Genomic DNA, 26,402 nt, shown 5'->3' on the forward strand with positions numbered 1-26,402 from the left:
CCCTTAAACAGATAACCCCTTCAGCGTGTCTTGCAAGATAGGGGCAAGCCGTGCGGCCCATTTTTGTTGATCTTCTGGCGCGGCAATCAGATCATTGCGCAACTCAATCAGCGCGTTCAAGCGGCCATGCTGCAACGCATGCCGGTCGATTGCATCACCGGGCAGATCGCCGCGGTAAGGTTGGTTATCGCCCACGCAAAGATCGCTTTCGCGGTGCAGCCGTGCCAGCAGCGGGTCGGTAAAGCGGCGATCCTCGGCAGACAGGACGCCGATTTGCCAAGGGCGCATCGGTTTGGTTTTCAGTTGCGGGGTAAAAGAATGAATGGATAGGATCACCGGATCATCAAGCGCGGCCGCAGTCGTTGCGATAGCACGGTGATAGGGTCGGTGAAATGCCTTTAGCCGTCGCTCTTTTTCGGTATCATCCGCATATCTGTTGGCGTCAATAATTGTCCCATCATAGAGCTTCATCAGCAAGGTTGGGTCATCTTCGCCCCTGTTGGGATCAATCACCAAACGGGAAAAATTTGAACACACCACAGGGGCCTTTAGGATAGTGCCAAGCGTCCGCGCCACGCCCTTGGCCCCGATATCATAGGCAATATGGCGCTGCATATCTGCCGCAGCAATGCCCAATGTTCCCCCGTTCACCGTATCAGGGACAACATTTGTTGCATGATCACAGATCACCAACCACTGTGATTTTGCGGCGGCATTAATAATCTCATAGGGCTGATATGTCATAGAGGTGACACCTTTTTTGCTCATTACATAGATCAGTTGTACGCAAAATGGAAATGGTGCATAAGCGCCCATGTTATCGCTAACAATATCACCGGTGGTTTAAACCAGCCCGTTTGTGCTATCCGTTAGGAAGTTGAAAAGGAACAGTAAATGAGACGCCACCGCAATGTAAAAATAGTTGCAACGCTTGGCCCCGCATCCGACAGTTATGATACAATCCGCGCCCTGCACGAAGCGGGGGCAGATGTGTTCCGGCTTAATATGAGCCATGGAGCGCATGATGAGATTGCCAACCGGCACCGTACAATCCGTCAGGTAGAAGAAGATCTTGGTAGCCCGATTGGAATTCTGGCAGATTTACAGGGACCAAAATTGCGGGTTGGTGAATTTGCCAATGGCGAAGAAGAATTGGTTGAGGGTGCCTCTTTTAGGCTGGATCTTGACGATACCGCAGGCTCAATTGAGCGCGTGCAACTGCCGCATAAGGAAATATTCTCAGTCCTTAAGCCGGGCGCACATTTGCTGGTCAATGATGGTAAAATCCGGCTTAAAGTTGACCAATGCGGTTCGGATTTTGCCAACTGCACCGTTGTAACCGGTGGGACTATTTCCAACCGCAAAGGCGTCAATGTGCCCGATGTTGTGCTGCCTTTGGCGGCGCTATCTGAAAAAGACCGCAAAGATCTTGAATTTGTCTGCGACCTTGGCGTTGACTGGCTGGCGCTTTCCTTTGTGCAGCGGCCCGAAGATTTACTTGAAGCGCGTGAACTTGCCCGTGGCCGCGCCGCGATCCTATCCAAGATTGAAAAGCCTGCGGCAGTGGACCGGTTCGATGATATTCTAAACGTCTCGGACGGTATTATGGTGGCGCGCGGCGATCTTGGTGTCGAACTGCCGGTGCAAAACGTGCCGCCCATTCAAAAACGTCTGGTACGCAAATGCCGTGCAGCCGCAAAGCCAGTGATTGTTGCCACCCAAATGCTCGAATCGATGATCGATAGCCCAATGCCAACGCGGGCTGAAGTATCGGATGTGGCCACGGCGATTTATGAAGGCGCCGATGCGATTATGCTTTCTGCCGAATCTGCCGCCGGCAGCTATCCTGTGGAAGCGGTGACAACCATGGACAATGTGGCGGTCGAGGTGGAAAGCGACACTAATTATACCGAAATTATCGAGGCTTCGCGCTCGGCCAAACGGCAGTCAGTGGCCGATGGAATTGTCGCTGCCGCGCGTGAAATTGCGGAAACCACCGATATCAAAGTGATCTGCTGTTATACCCAGTCCGGTACAACAGCGCTTTTGACCGCGCGCGAGCGGCCTAGGGTACCGATTATTGCCATGACGCCGTTGAACGGTACGGCGCGCCGATTAGCGTTATCTTGGGGCATTAACTGTGTTCAATCCCAGCCGAAGCAGCGCTTTAAAGAAGCTGTGGTCAGCGCCGTGCGCGCCGCCCTAGCCGAGGGCTATGCCACGGCAAGCGATCAGGTGGTGATTACCGCTGGAGTGCCGTTTAATATTCCCGGCACCACAAATATCCTGCGGGTTGCGCCCTGCGACGAGCGGATGATCTACGCCACAGACCCCGATTAAGCCAGTTTTTACTTGCGCTTTGCCCCGAGCCGACCTATACGGCAGCTCTTATTGCGCGTCCGGCCGAAGGGCATGCCGAGTCGCGCGGGAACCGACCCAAAGAATAGGAGACGGAAATGCCTAAGATGAAGACCAAATCGAGCTGCAAAAAGCGGTTCAAGGTGACTGCCAGCGGCCGTGTGAAATCCGCACAAGCCGGTAAGCGTCACGGAATGATCAAACGCTCAACCAAATTCATCCGCAATGCACGCGGTACAACAGTCATGTCGACGCCTGATGAAAAAATCATCAAGTCGATGATGCCGTATTCGCGATAGGAGGGTTTGAAATATGTCACGCGTTAAAGGGGGCACAGTTACCCACGCCCGCCACAAGAAAATCGTCAAGCAAGCCAAAGGCTATTATGGCCGCCGTAAAAACACCTTTAAGGTGGCGGCGCAGGCTGTTGACAAAGCCAATCAATACGCTACCCGCGACCGTCACAACCGCAAGCGCAATTTCCGTGCGCTGTGGATCCAGCGGATCAATGCGGCCGTGCGCAGCCATGATGAGGCTTTGACCTATTCACGGTTCATCAATGGATTGAACTTGGCCGGTGTTGAAGTTGACCGCAAAGTTCTGGCCGATCTGGCCGTGCATGAGCCCGAAGCATTTGCTACGATTGTTGATCAGGCGAAAGCGGCTCTAGCTTAATAATCCATAAAATTCTGTAAGAAAGCTGCCCATGATTTCTGGGCAGCTTTTTTTATGAATATTTTGTGGCTGAAGAAAATTATTTTCGAGATTACATGCCTCGCACCGACAATTTACTAATCAACAAATTGAACCATGACTTGATGTCGGCCAATGGCATGACCAAAGACCTGCGCAAAATGGTCGAGTTGCATGGGCGAAAATCTATTTTCTAGCGCTGTGCAGGGCCGTGCCACCTTGCACTGGTCATTCAGTATGATAGCAAAGGTCTGACGTAACGGAGGGTCACGATGCAAGAGCTGCGCGACAAATACATTTCGGCCATTACCGATGCAACCGATGAGGACGCATTGGAAGCCGTGCGCTTGGCGGCTGTCGGCAAAAAAGGCGAAGTCAGCCTTAAAATGCGCGAGCTGGGCAAAATGACCCCCGAAGAACGGCAAGTGGCCGGTCCTGCGCTGAACGCTTTGAAAAATGAACTCAATTCGGCGCTGGCAGCGCGCAAGTCAGCGCTTGCGGATGCAGCGCTGGACGCGCGGCTGCGCACCGAATGGCTGGATGTCACTTTGCCATCGCGCCGACGGGGGCAGGGCAGCATTCACCCAATATCGCAGGTCATGGAAGAAATCGCCGCAATCTTTGCCGATATGGGCTTTGCCGTGGCCGAAGGGCCGCGTATTGATACTGATTGGTATAATTTTGATGCGCTGAACATCCCCGGCCATCATCCGGCCCGCGCTGAAATGGACACGTTTTATATGCACCGCGCCGAGGGCGATAATCGCCCGCCACACGTGCTGCGCACCCATACCAGCCCGGTTCAAATTCGCACCATGGAAAAAACTGGCGCCCCGGTGCGGGTGATTTGCCCGGGCGGCGTTTACCGCGGGGATTATGATCAAACCCACACGCCGATGTTTCATCAGGTCGAAGGGCTTGCAGTTGATAAAGACATCTCGATGGCCAACCTCAAATGGGTGCTGGAAGAGTTTGTCAAAGCGTTTTTTGAGGTTGATAATGTCGATCTGCGCTTTCGCGCGTCGCATTTCCCGTTCACCGAACCCTCTGCCGAGGTTGATATCCGCTGCTCTTGGGCGGGCGGTCAGCTAAAGGTGGGTGAAGGCGATGATTGGCTGGAAATCCTCGGCTCTGGTATGGTACATCCCAAGGTTCTGGCGGCGGGTGGCATAGACCCCAACGAATGGCAGGGATTTGCCTTTGGTATGGGCATCGACCGTATCGCGATGCTGAAATACGGCATCCCTGATCTGCGGTCTTTCTTTGACAGCGATCTGCGCTGGCTGCGCCATTATGGCTTTGCCGCATTGGATCAGCCCACCTTGCATGGCGGGCTAAGCCGCTGATGACGGCTCTTTTGATCATAGAGGCGAACACGCCGGATATGATAGCCCTCGGGGGCGCAGCTGCGCGCGGTTTTCAAAAATGCCTTGCGGTAATTGATCCCGATTTGGACATCCGTATTGCCTCACCCTATGTCGCAGACATAGAGCCGGACAGCTTGGATGATATCGACGGTGTAATCTTTACCGGCTCGGGCGTGGCGTGGTCTGCCGATGCGGCCGAAGCAGCGCCGCAAAGACGGGCAATGGAAACTGTTTTTGCAAAAGGAATTGCAAGCTGGGGCAGCTGTAATGGACTGCAGCTGGCGGCGGTCGTGCTTGGCGGCAGCTTGCACGCCTCTCCTAATGGATTAGAGGTCGGTGTGGCGCGCGCCACGCGTAAAACCGATGCTGGAAAAGCGCATCCGGCTTTAATAGGCCGCCCTGATACATATTCCGTGCCTTGTATCCACCGCGATGAGGTCAAGCAATTGCCCAAGGGGGCTTTGCTGCTGGCTGAAAATGACCACTCGCCTGTGCAATCCTTTGCCTATGCTCATGACGGTGTAGACTTTTGGGGGGCTCAATATCACCCCGAACTGGAAAGCGCAGATATTGCCAGTTACTTGAAAAAACCCGGCACTCTTTTTGAAAAAAAGGCTCATATCGTTGAGGACCTTATCCTTGCGGAAACCGATCCCAATGCTGCGGCGCGTATTGGCACGACACTGGCCGATTTACAGCCCGAAATGCGAACCATCGAACTTGCCAATTGGCTTGTCCACGTCAAAGACAGGATGCACCCATGAAATTCACCCTTTCTTGGCTCTATGACCACCTCGAAACCGAGGCAACCTTAGAGGATATTCTTTATGCGCTGACCGATTTGGGGCTTGAGGTTGAAGAGGTCTCAAACCCTGGTGATCGGCTCAAAGATTTTACCATCGGCAAAGTAATCTCGGCGGAAAAGCATCCCGATGCGGATAAACTAAAGGTCTGTCAGGTCGACACCGATGAAGGCTCAAGTCAGATCATCTGCGGCGCCCCGAATGCCCGCGCGGGCATCACGGTGGTGATTGCCAAGCCCGGTACCTATGTGCCCGGCATTGATACCACCATCGGGGTGGGAAAAATCCGCGGCATCGAAAGCTTTGGCATGATGTGCTCTGAGCGTGAAATGGAGCTGTCGGATGAACATGACGGCATCATTGAACTGCCTTCGGGCGAGGTTGGCGCGCGGTTTACCGACTGGCTTGCCACCAATGATCCGGCCAAGGTTGATACGGTGATCGAAATAGCCATCACCCCCAACCGGCCCGATGCGCTGGGCGTGCGCGGCATCGCCCGCGATCTGGCAGCGCGCGGACTTGGCCAGATGAAACCGCAGGATGTCAAAGCGGTTAAGGGTGAGTTTTCTTGCCCCATATCTGTGAGCATTGACGAAGATACGCTTGAACAGTGCCCGGTCTTTTTTGGCCGCGTTATCAAGGGCGTAAAAAACGGCCCTAGCCCGCAATGGATGCAAGACCGGCTGAAAGCGATTGGCTTGCGGCCGATTTCGGCTTTGGTCGATATCACCAATTTCTTTACCTACGACAGCAATCGGCCACTGCACGTCTTTGATGCTGCCAAAGTTGCCGGTAACAGTTTGCGCATTCACCGCGCCACAGGCGGTGAAAGCTTTGCCGCACTGGATGACAAAGATTATACACTGGCCGAAGGGATGACGGCGATTTCTGATGCAAATCAGGTCGAAAGCCTTGCGGGGATCATGGGCGGTTCGCATTCTGGATGTACCGATGAGACCACGGATGTGTTTTTGGAAGCGGCTTTTTTTGACCCTGTGCGCACCGCCTATACCGGCCGCGCTTTGAAGATTAATTCGGATGCGCGCTACCGGTTCGAGCGTGGGATTGACCCCGCATGGACCCCCACAGGGGTCGAGGCCGCCACGCAGATGATTATCGACCTTTGCGGCGGCACCCCATCGGATGTTGTTATGGCCGGCCAACTGCCAGATCATGCGCGGGCCTACCGATTGGACACCGACCGTGTGCAATCGCTTGTGGGGATGGAAATCGCCCCCCAGACCCAGCGCGACACGCTTGAAGCGCTTGGTTTTGTCATGGATGGTGATATGGCGCAGGTGCCAAGCTGGCGTCCCGATGTCATGGGAGAAGCTGATCTGGTTGAAGAAGTGGCGCGCATTGCCTCGCTCAGCCAGTTGCAAGGCAAAGCCTTGCCGCGCGGCACTGTCGGTGTGCCCAAACAAATCCAATCCCCGATGCAAAAACGTGAACAGATCGCGCGGCGCACCATGGCGGCTTTGGGCTATAATGAATGCGTCAGCTATTCGTTTATTGACCATGCCTCGGCGGTGCTTTTTGGCGGCGGGGGTGATGCCTCTATGCTGGAAAACCCGATCAGTTCGGAAATGAGCCATATGCGCCCCGACCTGCTGCCCGGCCTCTTGCAAGCGGCCAGCCGTAATCAGGCGCGCGGCTTTTCTGATATGGCGCTGTTTGAGGTGGGCCCTGCTTTTCACGGCGGCGAACCTGAGGAACAGCATTTACAGGTCAGCGGTCTGCTGATTGGCCAGACCGGTCCCAAAGATGTCCACGGCGAGGCACGGCCCGTAGATCTTTATGATGCTAAAGCGGATGCGGAAGCGGTGCTTGCCGCCATTGGTGCCCCAGCCAAAATGCAAATCCAGCGCGAAGGGGCCGAATGGTGGCACCCCGGACGGCATGGGCGGTTCTGCCTTGGGCCCAAGAAAACACTGGCCGTTTTTGGTGAAATCCATCCCAAGGTATTGATTGCGCTTGATATCAAAGGACCGGCCATGGGCTTTACCATCTGGCCCGAAGCGGTTCCAATGCCGCGCAACACCTCGGCTACACGGCCGGCGCTACACCTGAGTGATTTGCAAGCAGTCGAGCGGGATTTTGCTTTTGTTGTTGATCAGGGCGTTGAGGCGAATACCTTGGTCAATGCTGCTGCCGGAGCGGACAAGGCCCTGATCCAAGAGGTGCGGGTTTTTGACGAGTTCATCGGAGGCCGTTTGGGCGAGGGTAAGAAATCAATCGCTTTAAGGGCGCGGTTGCAGCCGACCGAAGCCACTTTGACGGATCAGGATATTGAGGCCGCGAGCCAGAAAATCATTGAAAAAGTATTGAAGGCCACAGGCGGCGACTTACGAGAATAACGCCGCTTAGGCATCGAACTCTGGGTCAGGAGGGCCAATTATGCTAGCCGTTTATCTTTCTGGAGAAATTCACACCGACTGGCGCGCGCAAATTGTCGAAGGCGCCAAAGACCTGCCAGTCGTTTTTGACAGCCCGGTGACCGATCACGCGGCCAGTGATGATTGCGGTGTGGCAATCATGGGGGCCGAGACAGATAAATTCTGGCACGATAATAAAGGCGCAAAACTGAACGCCATTCGCACCCGCCGGGGTATCGAGCAGGCCGATATTATTGTGGTTCGTTTTGGCGACAAATACAAACAATGGAATGCCGCCTTTGATGCAGGCTATGCCGCTGCGCTGGGCAAATCATTGGTGATCATGCACGGCGCAGATCACCAGCACGCGCTTAAAGAGGTCGATGCCGCTGCGCTTGCTGTTGTTGAAACCCCGCAACAAGTGGTTGAAATTCTGACCTATGTCCTTAGCGGTGCTTTGCCAGAGCGTTGATTTTAAATACTTTTGAAAAGCCTTTTGCAAATCCGTAATTTGTCGGACTTGACCAATAAAATCTCATAGCTATCCTACTTTGGTGCAAATGTAGTGAGTGAAAAGATGTCGAACACGTTAGGACTGGCTGGTGTTATAGGGGCCATGATTTTCGGGGCAGGGATTATGTCTCCGCTTGCGGCATTAACTGCTGAGCCTTTGATTGACCCCTCAAAGCTGATCAACCAATTATCCAATAGAGTATTTGAAGTGGCAGTGTCCGCCGCGCGAACACAGGCAGAGATCGAATATGACAGCATCACATTCAATGAAACTTTGAGCACGGTTTCGATCAATGATTTGGTGGTTGAACCACTACCGCATCAAGGCATGAGTGGTTGTAGTCTTGCCATTGGACATATTGCCTTTTCCTCTTCAACAGCGAGCCATGTGACCAGAGATACGGTTGAATTTGGGCTCGATGACTTGCGGCTTGCGCCGACCTGCCTACCTTTTGAGGCCCGCGGCATGCTGGCGATGGCAGGCGTTAGCACGATGGTCGTGCCCAGTGCCAAGGTTGAGATTTCCTATGATTATCCAAGCGGCGGTGCGACACTTTCCGTGCATGGTGAATTGGCCGATGCGCTTGGATTTACACTGCATCTGAGCTTTCCTTATTTCTCAATCATTGATGGCTACACCCCGCTTCATGCCCGATTGAATGAGGCAGAACTGACTGTGTTCAACAAGGGTATCTGGGACAGTGCTTCTATTCAATTACCTGCGCAGTTTACCCAACCAGGTTATGCAGGCGATTATGTTGCTGAAATGGTAGGCAGTGGTATGTTCTATGGCCAGCCTGATGCCCAATCTCAAAAGTTCCTAGGGCAAATTTCAACCGCTTGGGAGGACTTTTTGCAGTCACCCACCCAGATCACCCTTCGGTCGAATATCACCACTGCAGATGGTATTTTATTGGACCCAGATGTGCTGGAAGATCCGGCTAAACTTATTAATTACCTTTCCCCAAACATATATGCTGGTGAGATAAGGCGATCACAGCTTATGCCTGCTCAGGATATCAAATCTATTATATATGGGAATTTTTCCAATTACTCTGACGAGATGTTAATGCATGTTGGCGAAGGGTTTCTTACCGGAAAAGGGTATCCACGAAACGAAGCCATTGGTTTGAAGATACTTAATTATCTGGCCATTCAAGGCGCTAACGGAATTTCCCACACCCTTGCCCAACATTATCTGGAAAAACAGAACTATACGCTCGCGTATGAATTTGCCTTGCAAGATTCAGCAACTGGAAGCGCACAATCAGTGAATATCTTAAATGTGGCAGAGCCCTATCTTGATCTCAGCGATGTGCTGGCGATGCAGGGTGACGGTATGATTGATTTCAATAAAGCGGTTGCGGCTGTAGAGCCTGCGGATTACTACCGCTATGCCGTCGCCAGCATGAATGGCAAAGGCATGCGCAAATCCTATCTTGCAGCTTATTTCTGGGCGATCCTGGCGCAAGCTAATGGCGATCGCCGTACGGCCTCTATCATGACAAAAATAGAAGCCTTGGGAACGGATAAAGACCTTGCCGATACCATTGATTGGAACGGCCAGCTTGCGCAGGCGCAAGCTGACGCTCTAATGGTTTGGATGGACCGAAATTAACCGCCCAACGTTAGGCGGCCGATTTTAGCTGTAAACTTGGTGCCACGGTGGGCAGGCTCAACGCCTCTCCAACCGCTGCATAGGTCACTTGACCGGCATGAATGTTCAGCCCGTTGAGCAGATGTGGATCATCGGCGCAGGCCTGCATCCAGCCTTTGTCTGCCAACGCAATCACAAACGGCGATGTGGCATTGGTTAGCGCTTGGGTGGCCGTGCGGGCGACAGCGCCGGGCATATTGGCCACGCAGTAGTGCATAATGCCATCCACATCATAAACCGGGTTATCATGCGTGGTGGCGCGGGATGTTTCAAAGCACCCACCCTGATCAATGGCGACATCAACCAACGCCGCGCCCGGTTTCAATGTTGCAAGCTGATCTTTGCTAATCAGCTTTGGCGCAGAGGCTCCGGGGATCAATACAGCCCCGATGATCATATCAGCCTCAGCCGCCAGTTCGGCAGTGACCGCCGGACTGGAATAGCCGGTGCGGAACAAATTGCCAAAGCTATCATCAAGAGACCGCAACCGTTCCAGAGAACGGTCCAAAACTGTGACCTCTGCGCCCATACCGGCGGCAATCCGCGCTGCATGGGTGCCAACCACACCGCCGCCGATCACTAGAACGCGGCCGGGGGCAACACCGGGCACACCGCCCAGCAGAACACCGCGCCCGCCATTGGCTTTTTGCAAGGTCCAGGCGCCCATTTGCGGGGCCAGACGGCCGGCCACTTCGGACATCGGTGCAAGCAAAGGCAATCCGCCGAGCGCATCGGTTACGGTTTCATAGGCAATTGCAGTACAGCCGCTGGCCAAAAGATCATGGGTTTGATCGGCGTCGGGGGCTAGATGCAGATAGGTGAACAAAAGTTGCCCTTCGCGCAGCATTTTGCGCTCGACCGCTTGCGGCTCTTTGACTTTGACGATCATTTCGCTGCTGGCAAAAAGCTCCGCAGCAGTATTGGCAATCGTGGCCCCGGCGTTCTGATAGGCCACATCTGAGTACCCAACACCAAGACCGGCGCCTGCCTCAATTGTTACTGAATGGCCGCGCGCGACAAGGTCTTGCGCCAGAGCGGGGGTTATACCAACCCGAAACTCTTGTGATTTAATTTCTTTTGGACACCCGACATGCATTTTGTATTCCTCCTTTTACTGCCGCAAGGATGGCGTATTTTCCAAACAATGTTATGAGAATTTCATGCGTATTGACGAAGTAAATTCGAATGATATTGTTGGATATACTCGAAAAAATGTGGATTATTGCGTAAAATGAAAGTAGATCAGATTGATCGTCGAATCCTGAATGTTCTTCAACGAAGTGGCCGCATTTCAAACGCCGACCTTGCCGATGAGGTTAATCTATCGGCTTCGGCCTGTCACCGGCGGGTTCAGCGGCTTGAAAAAGACGGGTTTATCAAAAACTATGTGGCCCTGCTTGATCCGCGTAAGCTTGAAGTGCCAACCACAGTTTTTGTGGAAATCACTCTTTCAGCGCAGGCCGATGAAGTGCTTGAAAACTTCGAAAAAGCCGTGGCACGTATTCCTGATGTGCTTGAATGCCATTTAATGGCAGGCACGGCGGATTATATTTTGAAAGTGGTGGCCGAAAATACCGAAGATTTTGCCCGTATTCATCGCCAATATCTGACGCGGTTGCCCGGGGTGGCCCAAATGCAGTCATCGTTTGCGTTGCGCACAGTTTTTAAAACTACGGCCCTGCCGCTTTGATACTTCAAAGTGCGTCAAGGATGAGGCTTTTCAGGATTATCCTAGTTTCTCTTTGACATCCTCAAGATAGGCCTCCCAGCCTTCGTCGGGGGCAAAGCTGTCGTCGAAAGACTGCTGCTTTGAAAGCTCGGTCTTGTAGAACATATCCTCGCATTTATCTCGCAAAGCATCGAGAAAGAACTCATCGTTTTTATCGATTAAGCCGTCTTTGCGCAGACTTCCGTCACGCACTTTGGTAATCCTACCAAGTTTTGCCTGCCAGAATTCGATCTGATCCGCATCGGCGTTTTCTTCTGCCAACTCCAGTGCAAATTCGCCAAAGCGCTGACATTGATACAGCAGTCTTTGATGCTGTTCGAATTTCTTTTTCTTACCCAAACCAAACATAACAACCCTCAAAACTTTGCCCCAGCATAACAAATCAACCCCTTCTGTGAAGTGCGATTTTAAATCACAGGGTTTGGAAAGGTGGTTTGACCTACAAACATATGGGCGCTACTGCGCAAATTTGTGGGGCCCGCATGCTTTTTAAACCCCCCAGGTATCACTTAGTTTATAGCCTTCTGGCCATGGATCGCTGGGATCAAGCCAATGGTGGTGGTGCCCGGTGATCCACGCGCGCCCTGATATTTCCGGAATAATCGCAGAGTGACCACCAAGTTGAAGGGTCTCGGCAATCCGGCCGCTAAAGCGTGATCCAATAATGGATCGGGCTTCAAAGCTTTGCCCCTGCTGCATCTGGCCGCGTGCATGCAGCACCGCCATTCGCGCCGACACCGCAGTGCCTGTGGGTGAGCGGTCAATTTTACCGGGCTGTATTGTCACGGCCGAGCGCGCCGAAAGGCCATCGGGCGTTTGTTCAAGAGGCCCTGCAAAAAGGCAAAACGAAATATGCGTCCAGTCGGGCAGTTCGGGGTGCTCAAACCCAAGCTGTTGATTTGCGGCTTGAGTGATTTTATTGCCCAGTCTGGCCAGATTGCGGGCTTCGCTTTCGACAATGTCAAAGCCCAAAGCGGCCGCATCCACAATCACAAAGCTGTCACCGCCAAAGGCGGTATCCACGGATAGGCTGCCCAGTTCGGAAATTTCAAGGTCTGCATCCAGCCTATGGGCAAAGGACGGCAGGTTTTGAACCGTGATCCGCTCGGCTTTGCCATCACGGCACTCGGCGCGGACGCGCACCAAGCCGCCGGGGGCTTCAAGCGTCAGTTCGGTGACCGGCTCGCGCATCGGATGGCGGCCGCTTTCAAGCAGCACGGTTGCAACGCAGATGGAATTTGATCCTGACATCGGCGGCGTGTCTTCGGGTTCCATAATGATAAAACCGGCATCTGCCTCGGGGTTTTTGGGCGGCACCAGCAGATTGACATGACGAAAAACACCGCCGCGCGGTTCATTGAGCATGAAATTGCGCAATTTCTGATCTTGGGCGATGAACCGGCTTTGCGCCCATAGGGTATCACCCGGTGGCGGCTCTACGCCGCCGATGATGACATCGCCCACTTCGCCTTCGGCATGGGCCGAGATCACTTCGATTGAGGTTTTACTGTGCATGGGCTGCCTTTAACTTACGGCTAGGACGGGTTTGCCGAGTACGTCGAAATTAGGCTCGATCCCAAGCCCTGGGGCATCGCTGGCGGTCATTTTTCCGTTCACGCGCTGCGGCGCACCTGCCGCAATTGAAACCGTTCCGTAACTGTTAAAGTCGGTTGCTGAAAAGCAAAACTTCTGCGGTGTCGAGCGTGCTAAATGGGCAATTGCAGCGGTGGTTATATCGCCGCCCCATGTGTCTTCTATGGTCATGGGTATACCGGCTTCGACGCAAAGATCGCGCAATAGCTTTGCACGGCTCAAACCGCCAACTTTGGAAATTTTGAGGTTGATCACATCCATTGCGTCCTCGGATATCCCGCGCACCAGCGAGGATGTTCCGTCGATCACCTCATCCAAAACAAACGGCAATGTGGTGCGCCGGCGAACCGATAGGCTTTCTTCATAGCTCGGGCAGGGCTGTTCGATGTAAACATCTAAATCAGCCACGGCGTTCACCACCCGTGCCGCGTCATGCTTGCTCCAACCTGTGTTGGCATCTGCAACCAATATATCGCTTGGCTTTAATATTGCGCGGGTTGCATGGATACGCTCGATATCCTCTGTTGCATCCCCGCCCACTTTGAGCTGAAATTTTGTGTAACCCTCAGCGCTATAGCCAGAAATTTTTTCCGCCATCTGCGAAGGGCTTTCCTGTGAAATTGCACGGTATAGCGCTACGTCTTCCTGCATTGCCCCGCCAAGAAGGGTGTAAACCGGAAGACCCGAATGCTTGCCCAATATATCCCAGCAGGCAATATCTATCGGGGCCTTTGCATAAGGATGGCCGCGCAAGGCATCATCCATCACCTGATTGATCAGCTGAATATTTGTGGGATCGCAGCCGATAAGATGCGGCGCAAGCTCGGCAAGACCGGCCCGAACACCGCGGGCAAAGGATGGCAAATAGGCCGATCCAAGCGGGCAGCATTCGGCATAACCACACAGGCCCTCATCGGTTTTTATCTCAACCACGGTGCTGTCAAAAACCGAAACCGAATTGCCATTGGACCAATTGTAACGGCCTTCCTTTAATGGAAGATCTACTTGCCATGCGCTGATCTGCGTGATTTTCATCTCACCCTCCTGTGCGGTACTCAAAACCGTAAGTTGAAGTTCAAAGACTGTCGATAAAAAAGACCGTCCCTGCACGTTAATGTTCTAGATTATACGCGGCTCTATTTTGCTCAAAGCCCCAATAGGGCAGCCAATTGCCAACCAGTTTGCATCCTGATCTGTGTGGTGATATGGTCTTTGGATCATTAAAATTTTGCTCTTTGGAACGGCGGCTTGTAATGGGATGCCTGCGACGCAAAACTGTCACAACAGAGTGATTCATAGACATAGCCTATGCAATTAAAAGGATAAATAAATGGTCAAAGAGTCCCCTACTTCAGAGAGCTGGCTTAGCGCTGAGATGGAAGAAACACTTGATGACCTTTTTGAAAACGAGTTCAGCGAGCCGATGCTGAGCGATGAACTTCGCAAAGTCTACAAAGAAAAACAGCCAAGTGATCTCGGCCGTAGAACTTATTATGAAAACCTTCTCCGTTTGCAAATCGAATTGATCAAACTGCAAGACTGGGTTGAAACCACCGGCTCAAAGGTGCTTATCATCTGCGAGGGCCGCGATAGTGCCGGCAAAGGAGGGGTGATCAAGCGGATTGTGCAACGCCTAAACCCGCGTGTGGCTCGTGTTGTGGCTTTGCCCAAACCCTCAGAGCGCGAGCAAACGCAATGGTATTTTCAACGCTATGTGCCGCATTTGCCCGCTGGCGGTGAAATCGTTCTGTTTGACCGTTCATGGTATAACCGTGCAGGCGTTGAACGGGTCATGGAGTTTGCCACCGAAGATCAGGTCGAGCAGTTTTTTCGCGATGTTCCAGAATTTGAACGTATGCTTGTAAGGTCCGGCATTATCGTTCTGAAGTACTGGTTTTCCATAACGGATGAAGAACAGCAACTGCGGTTTCTGACCCGCATTCATGATCCGATGAAGCAATGGAAGCTTTCGCCAATGGATCTTGAAAGCCGGATACGGTGGGAACAATACACCAAAGCCAAAGAAGAAATGTTTGCCCGTACAAACATAGATGAGGCGCCTTGGTATATTGTGGAAGGCAATGACAAGCGCCGTGAAAGGCTAAACTGTATCGAACATGTGCTGAGCAAAATACCTTATGATGAAGTGCCTTCTGACAAGGTCACGCTGCCCGAGCGGGTCTTTAATCCTGATTATGAACGCCGCTTTTTGCCTGATGATTTATATGTTCCAAAAGTCTATTGAGGTATCGGAAGTTCGACTGGCGTTGGGCATTGCCTATTGAAAAGGGTCGGGCGCTATATTTGCACCGCAGACCAATACCGCAATTTTTTCATCTTTTTCAGGTGTATATGCGCCGCTGGTCAAGGCCGCTAATGCTGTCGCGCCAGCCGGTTCCACCAGTTGGCGATGCGCTTTCCAAAGCAATCTTTGCGCCTCGGTGATTGCTTGATCTTCGACAAGAACCGATTGCATGGCGGTTTCTTTCGCTACATCAAAGCAAATCTGCCCAATGCTCTTGGCCCCGAGGGCATTGGAGGCAACACCTGAAATGTCCACATCGACGGGCGCGCCGTTTTTGAGCGCAGAGTTCAAAGCACTGCAGGTTTTAGGTTCGACAGAGACCACTTTTCGCCGGCCGTTTAGCCAAGCGGCGACACCTGCGATTAACCCGCCGCCGCCCGCAGCCACAAGAATCGTGTCGGCGGCCAATCCCTGATCTTCCCACTCAAAGGCCAATGACCCCTGACCGGCAACCGTTGCCACTGTGTCATAGGCATGAACCTGCTCTGCGCCGGTTTTCGCCTCCCATGCCAAGGCTTGCTCAAAGGCATTTGCATAGGCACCGGGAACAACCTGCAAATCCGCGCCAAGATCGCGGATCAAAGCAATTTTTGAGGGCCCGGCAATTTCTGGCACATAAATACGGGCTGGATGCCCAAGCTGCTGCGCGGCATAGGCCACCGCTGCGCCATGATTTCCACCAGAGGCGGCTACAAGCCCTGCCGGTCCCGGGGTTTTTGTCAACAGAGTGTTGAACGCGCCGCGGGGCTTAAAGCTTCCGGTATGCTGCATCTGTTCGAATTTCACTTCGATCGGCCGTGAAAGCCCAAGCCCGGCGATCACTGCTGTTGGCGTGCGCAGCACATGGCCATTGATACGGGCGCTTGCGGCGCTGATCTCGTGATGCCAGTCGGTCATACTATTGCCTCAACTCTATGTGGTTTCCCATTTCTTTACCCAAATTCTTATACGCAAACAATGGCCTATAAGGCTTTGGGCACCAGAGCGGGCATGACGGGCGGCATCTAGGGCACTGCATTAGGCAACAAAAAACCCCCATGGAAATATCCTGGAGGTTTTTGCATCTAGGTTTTGAACCTGACTTAGCTCATGCCTTCGCGTTGGGCCTTTTTACGAGCCAACTTGCGGGCACGACGAATCGCTTCAGCTTTTTCACGCGCTTTTTTCTCAGACGGTTTTTCGAAATGCTGCTTGAGCTTCATTTCACGAAACACGCCTTCGCGTTGTAGCTTTTTCTTCAGGGCGCGAAGCGCCTGATCGACATTATTGTCGCGAACACTAACCTGCATGTGGTTGTCACCACCTTTCTAGTTTAAAGTTGCATAAAGTTGCAGGAGTTGGCCTAATAGCAAGACGCGCTACCCTTGTCTAGTGGCGATATAAGGAGACTGGATTTGACACAAAATGCGCATCAAGATGAAAATGCAAAGCTGTTAGAGGCGATTTTGCAGCACGTGCCCTTTGACGGCTGGTCGCAGATCTCTTTTCAGGCGGCCTGCAATGACTGCGGGATAGACCCATCAATTGCCCGTATTCAATGCCCCCGAGGGGCGCTGGATTTGGCTGTCATGTTTCATCAAGCGGGTGATCAGGCGATGCAAGGACAATTGGATGACATGGATTTATCGGGCCTGAAGTTTCGCGAAAAGGTCACGGCGGCAGTGCGGGCGCGGATTGAGGTTATTTCCGATAAAGAAGCTGTTAGGCGGGGATCGACGTTGTTTTCATTGCCGCAAAACGCGCTCGAAGGCGCGAGCTTGATTTGGGGCACAAGCGATGCAATTTGGAACTATCTCGAAGATACCTCTGCCGATATAAACTGGTACACTAAACGCGCCAGTTTGAGCGCGGTCTATGGCGCTTGCATCCTATATTGGCTGGGTGATGATAGCCTTGAGCAACAGGCGACATGGGATTTTCTGGATCGCCGCATAGACAATGTGATGCAGTTTGAAAAGGCAAAAGCCGAAATCAACAAAAATGCGGCGTTTAAGCAATTGCTGGCCGGACCACTTTGGTTGGCCAGCAAAATAAAAGCACCTTCGACAAAGCCGGGAATGACTTTGCCGGGGCAGTGGCGTAATTGAAATTAAAGGCGTTGAAATGACTAACCCTATGCGGGCGATCGAAATAAGCCAAGCGGGCGGCCCCGAGGTGCTAAGCCTGTGCGAGCGTCCGGTTCCAACGCCTGCCCATGGGCAGGTGGTTCTCAAACTGGCCTATGCTGGGGTAAACCGGCCCGATGCATTGCAGCGCGCGGGGCTTTATAATCCGCCCAAAGGCGCCAGTGATCTGCCCGGTCTTGAAGCCTCTGGCACTGTGGCCGCCGTGGGCAGCGGTGTGACCGACTTGAAAATCGGTGATACGGTCTGCGCCCTTTTGCCCGGCGGCGGCTATGCTGAATATGCCGCCACACCTGCGGCCCATTGTCTACGGGTCCCACAGGGGTTGGATCTGCGCTCTGCTGCCTGCCTACCCGAGACATACTTTACCGTCTGGACCAATATGTTCATGCGCGGCGGCTTGCAAGCTGGCGAGCGGTTCTTGGTGCATGGGGGCTCTTCCGGTATTGGGACAACGGCCATTCAACTTGCCTCTGCCTTTGGCGCGCGGGTCTTTGCCACCGCTGGATCGGCGGAAAAATGTGATGCCTGCACCGCACTTGGCGCCGAGCGGGCAATCAATTACCGCAATGATGATTTTGTTGAAGCAATCAAAGAAGAGGGCGGCGCCAATTTGATATTGGATATGGTAGGGGGTGATTATATCCCGCGCAATATCCGCGCCTTAGCCGATGATGGCCGTCTGGTGCAGATTGCCTTTTTGCAAGGTTCAAAGGTTGAGTTGAATTTTGCCCAAGTGATGACCCGCAGATTAACCATCACCGGCAGCACGCTGCGGCCGCAATCTGACCTTGCCAAAGCCACTATCGCTGAGCAGCTGCTTAAAAACGTCTGGCCGCTTTTGGATCAGGGCCGGTTGCATCCGGTCATCGACAGCACCTTTGATCTTACCCAAGCTGCTGAGGCCCACGCCCGCATGGAAAGCAGCGCCCATATTGGAAAGATCGTATTAGAGGTTGCTGGAGAGTGACAACCTTTAGGTGTGTTTTTTTCTCTTTAACAAGCCAGAGGAAGTAAAGACCAATTTCTTCACGTTTTTTATATTCAGATAACTGTTGTTAATACACAAATGCCATAATTTTGCTTTAGTTTTGAAGCAATATTTTGGGGCTAATTTTATTTGCTGGCGGGAACATTTAAAGTTGTCCGCTTTTATCAATGCATTTTAACTGGATTATGAGTATATGAAAAAGCCCTGCCTCTTGATAATGGTCCCAAATACCGGGATGGTTCACACGGAGTTCATGAAATCAATAATTGGCTTAACCCAGAGCCTTAAAACAAAAAACATAGCCTTTGCTATGAAAACGGTTGAGTTTTCAGATATTGTGATGTCGCGGAACTACCTGATGTCATATTTTTTATCCCATGAAAAGTTTAGCCATGGCTTATTTATTGACAGCGACTTGTCCTTCGTACCCGAGCAGTTTTACCGGTTATTTGATTTTGATGAAGAGTTTGTCGCGGCAGTCTACCCTGACCGGCGATTTACGGATGGGATTATGAAAGCTCTTTGGAAAGGGCAGAAAGAGACCCCAAAGGATCGTAGCGAATTAGAAATGATCCATGACACCGTTTCTCGCGCCATGCATTATTTGCTCGCAAAAGGCTTGGGCCCAAATACAGAAATACCAGCAGATCAAAAAGATGGTTTTCACACTACGGCTACAATCGCGGGTGGTTTTAGCCTTTTGAAGCGTGAGGTTCCGGAAAAAATGGTACAAGAGGGTGTAGCACAGAATTTGCCGCGCTCAGGCACGTTTAAAATATATCAGGACGCTCCTCGGTTTGCTGATTTTTTCTCACATTTACCAACTGAAGAAAACCAAGCTTTGTTGGGTGAGGATCAGAGCTTTTGCAAACGATGGGTGCAAGGCTGTGGTGGCAAAATCTGGGTGGATGGCGCATCAAGAATTACGCATCATGGTAACTATGCATTTCGTGGTGATTATTCCAAATCCAACCAGAATGTCATTTCCTAGGTGAGCGGCCATAGGTACTTTTAGGTCGCTTAGAATTACACTTTAACCCGCGATGAAGCTGGATCATACATCGGCTTTAGCGAAGCCTCTGCTTTGATGCGCGTGCCCGCCACATCAATTTCATAGCTCGAAGCCAGCAATTGTTCCACCGTTTGTGACGCGCAGGGCACATATCCCATGCCCATTGCGCCGCCCAAATGGTGGCCGTAAGCGCCCGAACTGACATAGCCGATAATCTCACCATCGCGCAAAATCGGCTCGTTATGATAGAGCAGCGGCTCAGGATCGGTGAGCTTGAATTGCATCAAGCGCTTATCAAGCCCGGCTTCTTTTTTACGTAGCACCGCATCGCGGCCGATAAAGTCGGGTTTGGCGGTTTTGACCGCAAAGCCCAGACCTGCCTCAAGCACATGATCTTCGCAGGTGATATCATGGCCAAAATGGCGAAAGGCTTTTTCGCTGCGGCAGCTGTCCATCACATGCATTCCGCAAAGCTTCATCTGATGATCTGCGCCGGCTTCATAAAGCGTTTCAAAAACATGACTGGCCATATCGCTACTGATATAAATTTCCCAGCCCAGCTCACCCACATAGCTGACCCGATGCACCCGTGCGAGGCCCATACCAATCTCGATCTCTTGCATGGTGCCAAAGGGGTTGGCCGCATTGCTAAAGTCATTGGGCGACACCGCTTGCATCAAGGCCCGCGCATTTGGCCCCATTACCGCCAAAACGCCTTCGGATGCGGTCACATCGGTGATCACCACATTATGCTCGCCCATGTGGCGGCGCAGCCAGGTTTCATCCGCGAGGCGTGTCGCGGCTGGTGTGACCACCAGATAGGCGGTTTCAGAAAGCCGCGTAACCGTAACATCGGCCTCAATTCCGGCAGCTTTATTGAGGAATTGGGTATACGTGATTTTGCCCACTGGGCCGGACAGGTCTGCGCCGCACACATAGTTCAAAAATGCCTCGGCATCGCGGCCCTCGACCCTGATTTTACCAAAGGAGGACATATCATACATCCCCACAGTGCTGCGAATGGCGCGGTGTTCACGGGCAGCGTTTTCAAACCAGTTTTGCCGTTTCCATGAATATTCATAATCGCGTTCTTGGCCCTCATCCGCGAACCAGTTTGCCCGTTCCCAACCGGCAAGTTCGCCGAAAACAGCGCCTTTTTCGGCAAGCTGGATATGGAACGGCGTGCGCCGCACGCCGCGTGCGGTGGCTTTTTGACGATAAGGATAATGATCGGCGTAAAGCAGACCCAAAGTTTCCTTTGAACGCTCATAGAGATAGTTTTTATTACCCTGAAACGGCTGCATCCGGGTGATATCAACATCGCCGAGATCAAACGGTTTTTCGCCGCCGTCCATCCATTGGCTTAGCGCCATGCCCGCGCCGCCCGCCGATTGGATACCTATCGAATTAAAGCCGGCCGCGACCCAGACATTATCCATCTCAGGCGCCAGTCCCAGATGATAGGCGTCATCGGGGGTAAAGCTTTCTGGTCCATTGAAAAACGTATGGATGCCGGCTTCGCCCAGCATTGGCATCCGGTTTACTGCCATTTCTAGGATCGGTTCAAAGTGGTCAAAATCCTCGGGCAGTTGGTCAAATTCAAAGTCTTTGGGAATGCCGTCCATCGCCCAGGGTTTTGAATTTGGCTCAAACGCGCCCAGCATCATTTTGCCGGCGTCTTCTTTATAATATGCACATTCATCTGGTACCCGAAGAACTGGCAGCTGGCTCAATCCCTTAATCGGTTCAGAGACAATATAAAAATGTTCGCAGGCATGAAGCGGTACGTTGATCCCTGCCATGCGGCCAACCTCATGACCCCACATGCCGCCGCAATTTACGATCATATCACAGCTGATATGCCCATTGCTGCCGTCTTCGGCCTGCCAGTCAACACCGGTGACGCGGCGGCCGTTACGCGCAATCCCTGTGACCTTGACCCGCTCTTGCACCAAAGCGCCGCGTTGCCGCGCGCCTTTGGCAAGCGCCAGTGCGATATTGGCCGGATCGCCTTGGCCGTCCTTATCCAGAAACACACCCGCCTTGACGCCCTCAAGGTTCAAATGGGGATAGCGCGCGCCGACCTCTTGGGCAGAAATTTCTTCAATATCAACGCCGAAGGCGCGGGCCATGGCGGCGGAGCGGAAAATTTCTTCCTTGCGTTCCTCGCTCAGGGCCACGGTGATCGACCCAACCCGCTTGAACCCTGTCGCCACACCGGTTTCCGCCTCGAGCGATCCATAAAGCTCTTGGGAATATTTCGCCAGCTTGGTCATATTGGCAGTCGCCCGCAACTGGGCGATTAGTCCTGCCGCATGCCACGTGGTCCCCGAGGTCAGCTGTTTGCGTTCCAGCAAAACCACGTCTTTCCATCCCAGTTTACTCAGGTGATAGGCCACCGAGCAACCAACAACACCGCCCCCGATGATGACAACACGCGCCTGTTTAGGTAGGTTTTTCATGATCTTACCTCTATACTATCTGGTGCCCTGCGGCGGTTATCCGCGCGGCCAGTTCCGCAATATGGTTTGGTCCAACTTCGCAGCAACCGCCAACGATTGTGGCCCCTTGGTCTATCCAGCCCATGGCAAAATCCGCATAGGCGGCAGGGGACAAGTCACTGCGTTCCTGCAGCGCATCCACGGTGGGGGCTTCTTGCAAAAACCCTTGACTAATCTTGGTAAACCCATTGGCATAGGCCCCAAACGGCCGGCCGAACTGGGCGGCAATGTCGACCGCGGTCGACACCGCTTCGGGCCGCGAACAGTTGATCAGTATCGCGTCAGTATCATGGCGGTTTAGCACAGGTGCCAAATCCGCAAGATTTTCGCCCGAGCGCAGCTTGCTGCCATCAAAGTCTTCTACTGAAACGGCGAGCCATACGGGCAGCCCGGATTTCATGGCGGCCCGCAGCGCGCCATCGGCCTGATCCACCGAGGACATGGTTTCAATCAGCAGCACATCCACATGGGGCGCCAGCGCTGCGACAACATCCCTATAAAGCTCCTCGGCCTCGGCAGGCGACGGACAGATATCCGGGCGGTATGAGGCAACCAATGGCCCAATTGATCCTGCAATTCTGCCGCTACCATGGGCGTCGCGTGCGGATCGCGCGCTTTTGACCGCCTGCGCCCAGAGCGTTTCGATCTGATCTTGCAGACCCGCCCGTACCAAGCGGTCATGCAGCACCGGATAGGTGTTGGTGGTGGCAACGCTTGCCCCGACATTGAAATACTCGGCATGGACATCGCGCAGTATTTCAGGCTGATCAATCATTACGGTTGTCGACCATAGCGGGGTAGGCGCTTTGCCAGCACGTTTAACCAGTTCTTGGCCGATTGAACCGTCTAGTAATGAAATTTCGCTCATTTATTCGGGTCCTCAGGTATAAGCACAAGCTTGCCGACATGGGTTTTAGCCACAAAATCGGCCTGTGCTTGTGTGATGTTTGATAGGGGATATGTTTTTGCAATCATCGGGCAAAGCAGTCCTTGATTGACCAAATCAATGAGCCGCCTGAATACCTCGGGCGGCTGGAAGGTACAGCCGTGAATAGTAATATCGCGCAGATAAATATCGCGCAGGTCGGCAGGTACGACCGGCCCGGCAATTGCCCCTGCGACGGCATACTGCCCGCCTGGGCGCAGTGCCATAATCAGCTGCGGCCAGATAGGGCCGGCAACCACATCAATGACGGCATCAAACTGTCCCTCGGGCAAGGTTGCATCGCGGCCATGGGTGGTAGAGGCCCCTGCGCTGATCACGGCGGCGGCCTTTTGCGGCGCTGCAAGCGCGGTGACCTTAGCGCCGCGCAGCGCTGCCAATTGCACCGCTGCCAATCCGACATTGCCCGACGCTCCGGTGATTAAAACGTGTTGATCTTTGCTCACGCCTGCGCGGGTTAAAAGGGTTTCGGCCGTTCCATAGGCACAGGGGATAGCGGCAATCTCGATATCGCTGAGCGGTGCGGCACTCACATCATAAAGATCAACTGCGTCCAGCACACAGTATTGAGCAAACGCACCATCACGCTCAGAGCCGAGCACCTCATAAGCCCTTTTGTTCTCAGGTCTTGGCCGTGGAATGTTGATTGGGCAGGTGACGCGTTGCCCAATGTGAAAATCATCTACCTCTGCGCCAAGTGCCACAATGCGGCCGCAGATATCGCCGCCCTGAATGCGTGGAAATGTGAGCGCACCGCCCCATCCGCCAGCCTCAATAGCGGTCTTTTGCGGCACCGCATCGGTGGCTGTGGTGACCTCGCGGTCATACCAGCCAAGCCGGGTGTTGATGTCGGTGTTGTTTATTCCTGCAGCCAGCACCTGAACCAAAACCTGCCCTTTGCCCGCGGCGGGCACCGCAATATCATGCCGCATCTCAAGCGCCTCTGGCCCGCCGTGTCGGGTCAGGTAAACACCGGACATGATGCGCGGCAAGCTCATGCTTTTAATCGGGCATTGTCAGGATCCCATAGCGGCTGATCTGCCTGAACTGTGGCTTTGCAGCGCTGGCCGTAAATCTCGACCTCTATTTCGGTGCCAGGAACAGCCAGATCACCGTGCAACATGCCAAGTGCGATGCTGGCATTGACCCGATACCCCCAAGCGCCAGACGTGGTTTCACCGACCACATCCCCATTGTGCCACAGCGTGGACATATAGGGTGCATCGCAGTCTCCGGCATCAACGATCAGCGTGACAAACCGCTTTTTGCTGCCCTGCTGGCGTTCGTTTTGCAGCGCTGCCTTGCCGTTGAAATCCTGCGGTTTGTCGAGTTTGACAAACCGGTCAAGCCCGCCCTCAAAGAGTGTGTAGTCAGTGGACAGGTCGCCTTTCCATGTGCGGTAGCCTTTTTCCATCCGCAGCGCATTCAGGGCATACATGCCAAAAGGTTTTGCCCCTGCCGCAAGAACCGCATCATAGATCGGCGGCATGGCGGCATTTTCTGCATGAATTTCCCAACCGAGCTCGCCGGCAAACGAGACGCGGATCAAAAAGGCTTTTTGACCTGCAACCGTGGCAAACTGATGGGTCAGCCAGCCTTGCGATAGATCGGCATCGGTGATCCCCGACAGCACATCGCGCGCGGTGGGGCCGGTGACGATTAAGGTATCGCGCTCGGTTGTGGTTTCGCGCACTGTCACAGTGCCCGGCACAGAGCTGCGGATCAACTCGCCATCATGCCATTGGGCGGTGGCGGCAGTGATCAGCACGAAGTTATCCTCACCAAGACGGATACAGGATAATTCGGTCAAAATACGCCCCCGCGCGTCCGAGACATAGATCAGGTTCATGCGGCCCACTTTGGGTATGCCGCCGGTGCAAAAGCCGCGCAGCCAGTCGTCGGCGCCGTCGCCCTGCAGCCAGAAGCGGGAAAACCCTGGTAGATCAAGCACCCCGCAAGCATCGCGCACCGCTTCGCATTCTTCGCGGATGCGCGCTTCCCATGGGCCAGCGCGGTTCCATGTCTGGGTGGTTTCTTCGGATGTGTCATCGCCCGGTTTGGCAAACCAGTTGGCGCGTTCCCAACCGTTATAGGCGCCCATGACCCCGCCCAGCTCGACCACTTTGTCATGCACAGGTGAAAGTTTCTTGTCGCGTCCTGCGGGCCATTCATGCCAGGGGAAGTGCATGGCGTATTCATGGCCATAAATCTCCATGCCTTTGGCCACACAATAGTCATGATCGGTGTAATCGGTATAGCGGCGCGGATCACAGGACCACATATCCCATTCGGTTTGACCCTCGGTGATCCATTCGGCCAGCACTTTTCCGGCGCCGCCGCCTTGCGCGATGCCAAAGGTAAAGACGCAGGCCTCAAACGCATTGGGCACGCCGGGCATCGGGCCAATAAGCGGCATTCCGTCGGGCGCGTAGGGGATCGGGCCGTTGATGACTTTGTTCACACCCGCAGTGCCCAGCAGCGGCACCCGAGCCATGGCGTCTTCGACATACCATTCAAGCCGCTCAAGATCGTCTGGATAAAGCTGAAAGCTAAAATCTTCGGGCAGCGGATCAGAGGGGTTGGCCCAATGGGCTTTGCAGTTCCGCTCATAGGGGCCGAGGTTGAGCCCGTGCTTTTCCTGACGCAGATAATAGCTGCTATCCACATCGCGTAGCAGTGGCAGTTTATGACCCTGCTCGGCGCTCCAGGCTTCAAGTTCAGGAATTTCATCGGTGAGCATGTATTGGTGGCTCATCACCATCATTGGCACCGTGCGCCCGCCATAGGGTTTGAACCACTCGCCAACGCGCTGGGCGTAATAACCGGCTGCGTTGACCACGTATTCGCAGCGGATATCGCCCTTATCGGTCTTGACGATCCATTCGCCGTTCTCGCGCGAGACCCCTGTTGCGGGGGTAAAGCGCAATATTTTTGCCCCCAGATCACGTGCACCTTTGGCCAATGCCTGGGTCAGCTGCGCCGGATCAATATCGCCATCATTGGGATCATAAAGTGCGCCGTGCAGATCATGGGTTTCAATAAAAGGATAGCGGTTTTTGATCTCGTCCACCGCAAGGATATCAAGGTCCATCCCCTGCGAGCGGCCCATGCCTTTGGCGCGTTCAAATTCCTGCATCCGCTCTTTGGAATGCGCCAGCCGGATCGAGCCGGTCACATGATAATTCATCGGATAGTCCACCGCCGCGCCAAGCCCGCGATACAGCTCGGTTGAATAGCGCTGCATATTCATCACCGACCATGAGGTGGAAAACGTCGGTACATTGCCCGCCGCGTGCCATGTGCTGCCGGCGGTCAGCTCATTGCGTTCCAGCAGAACGCAATCGGACCAGCCGGCCTTGGCCAGATGATAGAGGCAGGACGCGCCGACAGCGCCGCCCCCTATTATGACAACGCGTGCGGTAGATGGGATATCTGCCAT

25 protein-coding genes are annotated in these 26,402 nt (G+C 53.5%); 14 read left to right on the forward strand and 11 right to left on the reverse strand.

Annotation, left to right across the window (positions count from 1 at the left end):
• Nucleotides 1–3: 3 nt before the first annotated feature.
• Nucleotides 4–744, reverse strand: coding sequence for an N-formylglutamate amidohydrolase (locus GN278_01980; GenBank protein XAT59697.1), 741 nt, complete (start codon nt 742–744; stop codon nt 4–6).
• A 150-nt stretch (nt 745–894) separates the two neighbouring features.
• On the opposite strand from GN278_01980, the gene pyk reads away from it, so the two are divergent.
• From pyk to GN278_02025, 9 genes are all read left to right on the forward strand, one after another.
• A complete protein-coding gene (gene pyk / locus GN278_01985) occupies nt 895–2,340 on the forward strand; it encodes a pyruvate kinase (protein XAT59698.1) in 1,446 nt (481 codons plus the stop codon).
• Between the two features lie 116 nt (nt 2,341–2,456).
• Nucleotides 2,457–2,657, forward strand: coding sequence for a 50S ribosomal protein L35 (gene rpmI, locus GN278_01990; GenBank protein ID XAT59699.1), 201 nt, complete (start codon nt 2,457–2,459; stop codon nt 2,655–2,657).
• A gap of 13 nt (nt 2,658–2,670) precedes the next feature.
• Nucleotides 2,671–3,033, forward strand: coding sequence for a 50S ribosomal protein L20 (gene rplT, locus GN278_01995; protein XAT59700.1), 363 nt, complete (start codon nt 2,671–2,673; stop codon nt 3,031–3,033).
• 65 nt (nt 3,034–3,098) lie between these two features.
• Nucleotides 3,099–3,248 carry a hypothetical protein gene (locus GN278_02000; GenBank protein XAT59701.1) on the forward strand — a complete coding sequence of 50 codons (150 nt, stop codon included), beginning with the start codon at nt 3,099–3,101 and terminating at the stop codon, nt 3,246–3,248.
• A 75-nt stretch (nt 3,249–3,323) separates the two neighbouring features.
• Nucleotides 3,324–4,397 carry a phenylalanine--tRNA ligase subunit alpha gene (pheS, locus tag GN278_02005; protein XAT59702.1) on the forward strand — a complete coding sequence of 358 codons (1,074 nt, stop codon included), beginning with the start codon at nt 3,324–3,326 and terminating at the stop codon, nt 4,395–4,397.
• Nucleotides 4,397–5,182, forward strand: coding sequence for a hypothetical protein (locus tag GN278_02010; protein XAT59703.1), 786 nt, complete (start codon nt 4,397–4,399; stop codon nt 5,180–5,182). Before pheS ends, GN278_02010 begins: the two co-directional genes overlap by 1 nt.
• Complete coding sequence (locus GN278_02015) at nt 5,179–7,578, forward strand: phenylalanine--tRNA ligase subunit beta (GenBank protein XAT59704.1); 2,400 nt, start codon at nt 5,179–5,181, stop codon at nt 7,576–7,578. Before GN278_02010 ends, GN278_02015 begins: the two co-directional genes overlap by 4 nt.
• 37 nt (nt 7,579–7,615) lie before the next feature.
• Nucleotides 7,616–8,068, forward strand: coding sequence for a YtoQ family protein (locus tag GN278_02020; GenBank protein XAT59705.1), 453 nt, complete (start codon nt 7,616–7,618; stop codon nt 8,066–8,068).
• A gap of 105 nt (nt 8,069–8,173) precedes the next feature.
• Nucleotides 8,174–9,727, forward strand: coding sequence for a hypothetical protein (locus GN278_02025; GenBank protein ID XAT59706.1), 1,554 nt, complete (start codon nt 8,174–8,176; stop codon nt 9,725–9,727).
• Between the two features lie 10 nt (nt 9,728–9,737).
• Here GN278_02025 and ald read toward each other — a convergent pair whose 3' ends face one another.
• Nucleotides 9,738–10,862 carry an alanine dehydrogenase gene (ald, locus tag GN278_02030; protein ID XAT59707.1) on the reverse strand — a complete coding sequence of 375 codons (1,125 nt, stop codon included), beginning with the start codon at nt 10,860–10,862 and terminating at the stop codon, nt 9,738–9,740.
• Nucleotides 10,863–10,997: 135 nt separating this feature from the next.
• Between ald and GN278_02035 the strand changes: the two genes are divergently transcribed.
• Nucleotides 10,998–11,456 (forward strand): winged helix-turn-helix transcriptional regulator, encoded by a 459-nt coding sequence (locus GN278_02035; protein XAT59708.1) that lies wholly within the window; start codon nt 10,998–11,000, stop codon nt 11,454–11,456.
• Between the two features lie 36 nt (nt 11,457–11,492).
• Here GN278_02035 and GN278_02040 read toward each other — a convergent pair whose 3' ends face one another.
• The 3 genes from GN278_02040 to GN278_02050 all read right to left on the reverse strand — a co-directional run bounded on the left by GN278_02040 (nt 11,493) and on the right by GN278_02050 (nt 14,123).
• Nucleotides 11,493–11,855 (reverse strand): hypothetical protein, encoded by a 363-nt coding sequence (locus GN278_02040; GenBank protein XAT59709.1) that lies wholly within the window; start codon nt 11,853–11,855, stop codon nt 11,493–11,495.
• A gap of 129 nt (nt 11,856–11,984) precedes the next feature.
• The gene (locus tag GN278_02045) at nt 11,985–13,010 is read right to left on the reverse strand and encodes a hypothetical protein (GenBank protein XAT59710.1); all 1,026 of its coding nucleotides are present in this window, start codon (nt 13,008–13,010) and stop codon (nt 11,985–11,987) included.
• Nucleotides 13,011–13,019: 9 nt separating this feature from the next.
• On the reverse strand, nt 13,020–14,123 hold the full coding sequence (locus GN278_02050) for a mandelate racemase (GenBank protein ID XAT59711.1): 1,104 nt from the start codon (nt 14,121–14,123) through the stop codon (nt 13,020–13,022).
• Nucleotides 14,124–14,418: 295 nt separating this feature from the next.
• Here GN278_02050 and ppk2 point away from each other — a divergent pair, with 295 nt between their 5' ends.
• Complete coding sequence (gene ppk2, locus GN278_02055; GenBank protein XAT59712.1) at nt 14,419–15,333, forward strand: polyphosphate kinase 2; 915 nt, start codon at nt 14,419–14,421, stop codon at nt 15,331–15,333.
• A 33-nt stretch (nt 15,334–15,366) separates the two neighbouring features.
• Here ppk2 and GN278_02060 read toward each other — a convergent pair whose 3' ends face one another.
• Together GN278_02060 and rpsU are read right to left on the reverse strand one after the other, a co-directional pair.
• Complete coding sequence (locus tag GN278_02060; protein XAT59713.1) at nt 15,367–16,290, reverse strand: pyridoxal-phosphate dependent enzyme; 924 nt, start codon at nt 16,288–16,290, stop codon at nt 15,367–15,369.
• Nucleotides 16,291–16,475: 185 nt separating this feature from the next.
• Nucleotides 16,476–16,682 carry a 30S ribosomal protein S21 gene (rpsU, locus tag GN278_02065; GenBank protein ID XAT59714.1) on the reverse strand — a complete coding sequence of 69 codons (207 nt, stop codon included), beginning with the start codon at nt 16,680–16,682 and terminating at the stop codon, nt 16,476–16,478.
• A 90-nt stretch (nt 16,683–16,772) separates the two neighbouring features.
• On the opposite strand from rpsU, the gene GN278_02070 reads away from it, so the two are divergent.
• The 3 genes from GN278_02070 to GN278_02080 all read left to right on the forward strand — a co-directional run bounded on the left by GN278_02070 (nt 16,773) and on the right by GN278_02080 (nt 19,498).
• Complete coding sequence (locus tag GN278_02070; protein ID XAT62499.1) at nt 16,773–17,480, forward strand: COQ9 family protein; 708 nt, start codon at nt 16,773–16,775, stop codon at nt 17,478–17,480.
• Between the two features lie 16 nt (nt 17,481–17,496).
• Nucleotides 17,497–18,486 carry a zinc-binding dehydrogenase gene (locus GN278_02075; GenBank protein XAT59715.1) on the forward strand — a complete coding sequence of 330 codons (990 nt, stop codon included), beginning with the start codon at nt 17,497–17,499 and terminating at the stop codon, nt 18,484–18,486.
• Nucleotides 18,487–18,760: 274 nt separating this feature from the next.
• Nucleotides 18,761–19,498, forward strand: coding sequence for a hypothetical protein (locus GN278_02080; protein ID XAT59716.1), 738 nt, complete (start codon nt 18,761–18,763; stop codon nt 19,496–19,498).
• A gap of 35 nt (nt 19,499–19,533) precedes the next feature.
• Here GN278_02080 and GN278_02085 read toward each other — a convergent pair whose 3' ends face one another.
• Genes GN278_02085 through GN278_02100 form a run of 4 tightly spaced genes read right to left on the reverse strand, consistent with a single transcriptional unit; the run spans nt 19,534 to nt 26,402 of the window.
• Nucleotides 19,534–21,981: an FAD-dependent oxidoreductase gene (locus GN278_02085; protein XAT59717.1), complete on the reverse strand. Its 2,448-nt coding sequence runs from the start codon at nt 21,979–21,981 to the stop codon at nt 19,534–19,536.
• Between the two features lie 10 nt (nt 21,982–21,991).
• Nucleotides 21,992–22,888 carry a homocysteine S-methyltransferase gene (locus GN278_02090; protein XAT59718.1) on the reverse strand — a complete coding sequence of 299 codons (897 nt, stop codon included), beginning with the start codon at nt 22,886–22,888 and terminating at the stop codon, nt 21,992–21,994.
• Nucleotides 22,885–23,955 carry a zinc-binding dehydrogenase gene (locus GN278_02095; protein XAT62500.1) on the reverse strand — a complete coding sequence of 357 codons (1,071 nt, stop codon included), beginning with the start codon at nt 23,953–23,955 and terminating at the stop codon, nt 22,885–22,887. The genes GN278_02090 and GN278_02095 overlap by 4 nt, the downstream gene beginning before the upstream one ends.
• Before the next feature lie 2 nt (nt 23,956–23,957).
• Nucleotides 23,958–26,402, reverse strand: a complete 2,445-nt coding sequence (locus GN278_02100; GenBank protein XAT59719.1) for an FAD-dependent oxidoreductase — start codon at nt 26,400–26,402, stop codon at nt 23,958–23,960.

It is taken from the genome of Rhodobacteraceae bacterium Araon29 (genome assembly GCA_039640505.1).
GTDB lineage: Bacteria > Pseudomonadota > Alphaproteobacteria > Rhodobacterales > Rhodobacteraceae > CABZJG01.

Coding starts and splice junctions, on each gene's coding strand:
- GN278_01980 (XAT59697.1), bottom strand. CDS start 744: ATGACATATCAGCCCTATGAGATTATTAATGCCGCCGCAAAATCACAG.
- pyk (XAT59698.1), top strand. CDS start 895: ATGAGACGCCACCGCAATGTAAAAATAGTTGCAACGCTTGGCCCCGCA.
- rpmI (XAT59699.1), top strand. CDS start 2,457: ATGCCTAAGATGAAGACCAAATCGAGCTGCAAAAAGCGGTTCAAGGTG.
- rplT (XAT59700.1), top strand. CDS start 2,671: ATGTCACGCGTTAAAGGGGGCACAGTTACCCACGCCCGCCACAAGAAA.
- pheS (XAT59702.1), top strand. CDS start 3,324: ATGCAAGAGCTGCGCGACAAATACATTTCGGCCATTACCGATGCAACC.
- GN278_02010 (XAT59703.1), top strand. CDS start 4,397: ATGACGGCTCTTTTGATCATAGAGGCGAACACGCCGGATATGATAGCC.
- GN278_02015 (XAT59704.1), top strand. CDS start 5,179: ATGAAATTCACCCTTTCTTGGCTCTATGACCACCTCGAAACCGAGGCA.
- GN278_02025 (XAT59706.1), top strand. CDS start 8,174: ATGTCGAACACGTTAGGACTGGCTGGTGTTATAGGGGCCATGATTTTC.
- ald (XAT59707.1), bottom strand. CDS start 10,862: ATGCATGTCGGGTGTCCAAAAGAAATTAAATCACAAGAGTTTCGGGTT.
- GN278_02035 (XAT59708.1), top strand. CDS start 10,998: ATGAAAGTAGATCAGATTGATCGTCGAATCCTGAATGTTCTTCAACGA.
- GN278_02045 (XAT59710.1), bottom strand. CDS start 13,010: ATGCACAGTAAAACCTCAATCGAAGTGATCTCGGCCCATGCCGAAGGC.
- GN278_02050 (XAT59711.1), bottom strand. CDS start 14,123: ATGAAAATCACGCAGATCAGCGCATGGCAAGTAGATCTTCCATTAAAG.
- ppk2 (XAT59712.1), top strand. CDS start 14,419: ATGGTCAAAGAGTCCCCTACTTCAGAGAGCTGGCTTAGCGCTGAGATG.
- GN278_02060 (XAT59713.1), bottom strand. CDS start 16,290: ATGACCGACTGGCATCACGAGATCAGCGCCGCAAGCGCCCGTATCAAT.
- rpsU (XAT59714.1), bottom strand. CDS start 16,682: ATGCAGGTTAGTGTTCGCGACAATAATGTCGATCAGGCGCTTCGCGCC.
- GN278_02075 (XAT59715.1), top strand. CDS start 17,497: ATGACTAACCCTATGCGGGCGATCGAAATAAGCCAAGCGGGCGGCCCC.
- GN278_02080 (XAT59716.1), top strand. CDS start 18,761: ATGAAATCAATAATTGGCTTAACCCAGAGCCTTAAAACAAAAAACATA.
- GN278_02085 (XAT59717.1), bottom strand. CDS start 21,981: ATGAAAAACCTACCTAAACAGGCGCGTGTTGTCATCATCGGGGGCGGT.
- GN278_02090 (XAT59718.1), bottom strand. CDS start 22,888: ATGAGCGAAATTTCATTACTAGACGGTTCAATCGGCCAAGAACTGGTT.
- GN278_02100 (XAT59719.1), bottom strand. CDS start 26,402: ATGGCAGATATCCCATCTACCGCACGCGTTGTCATAATAGGGGGCGGC.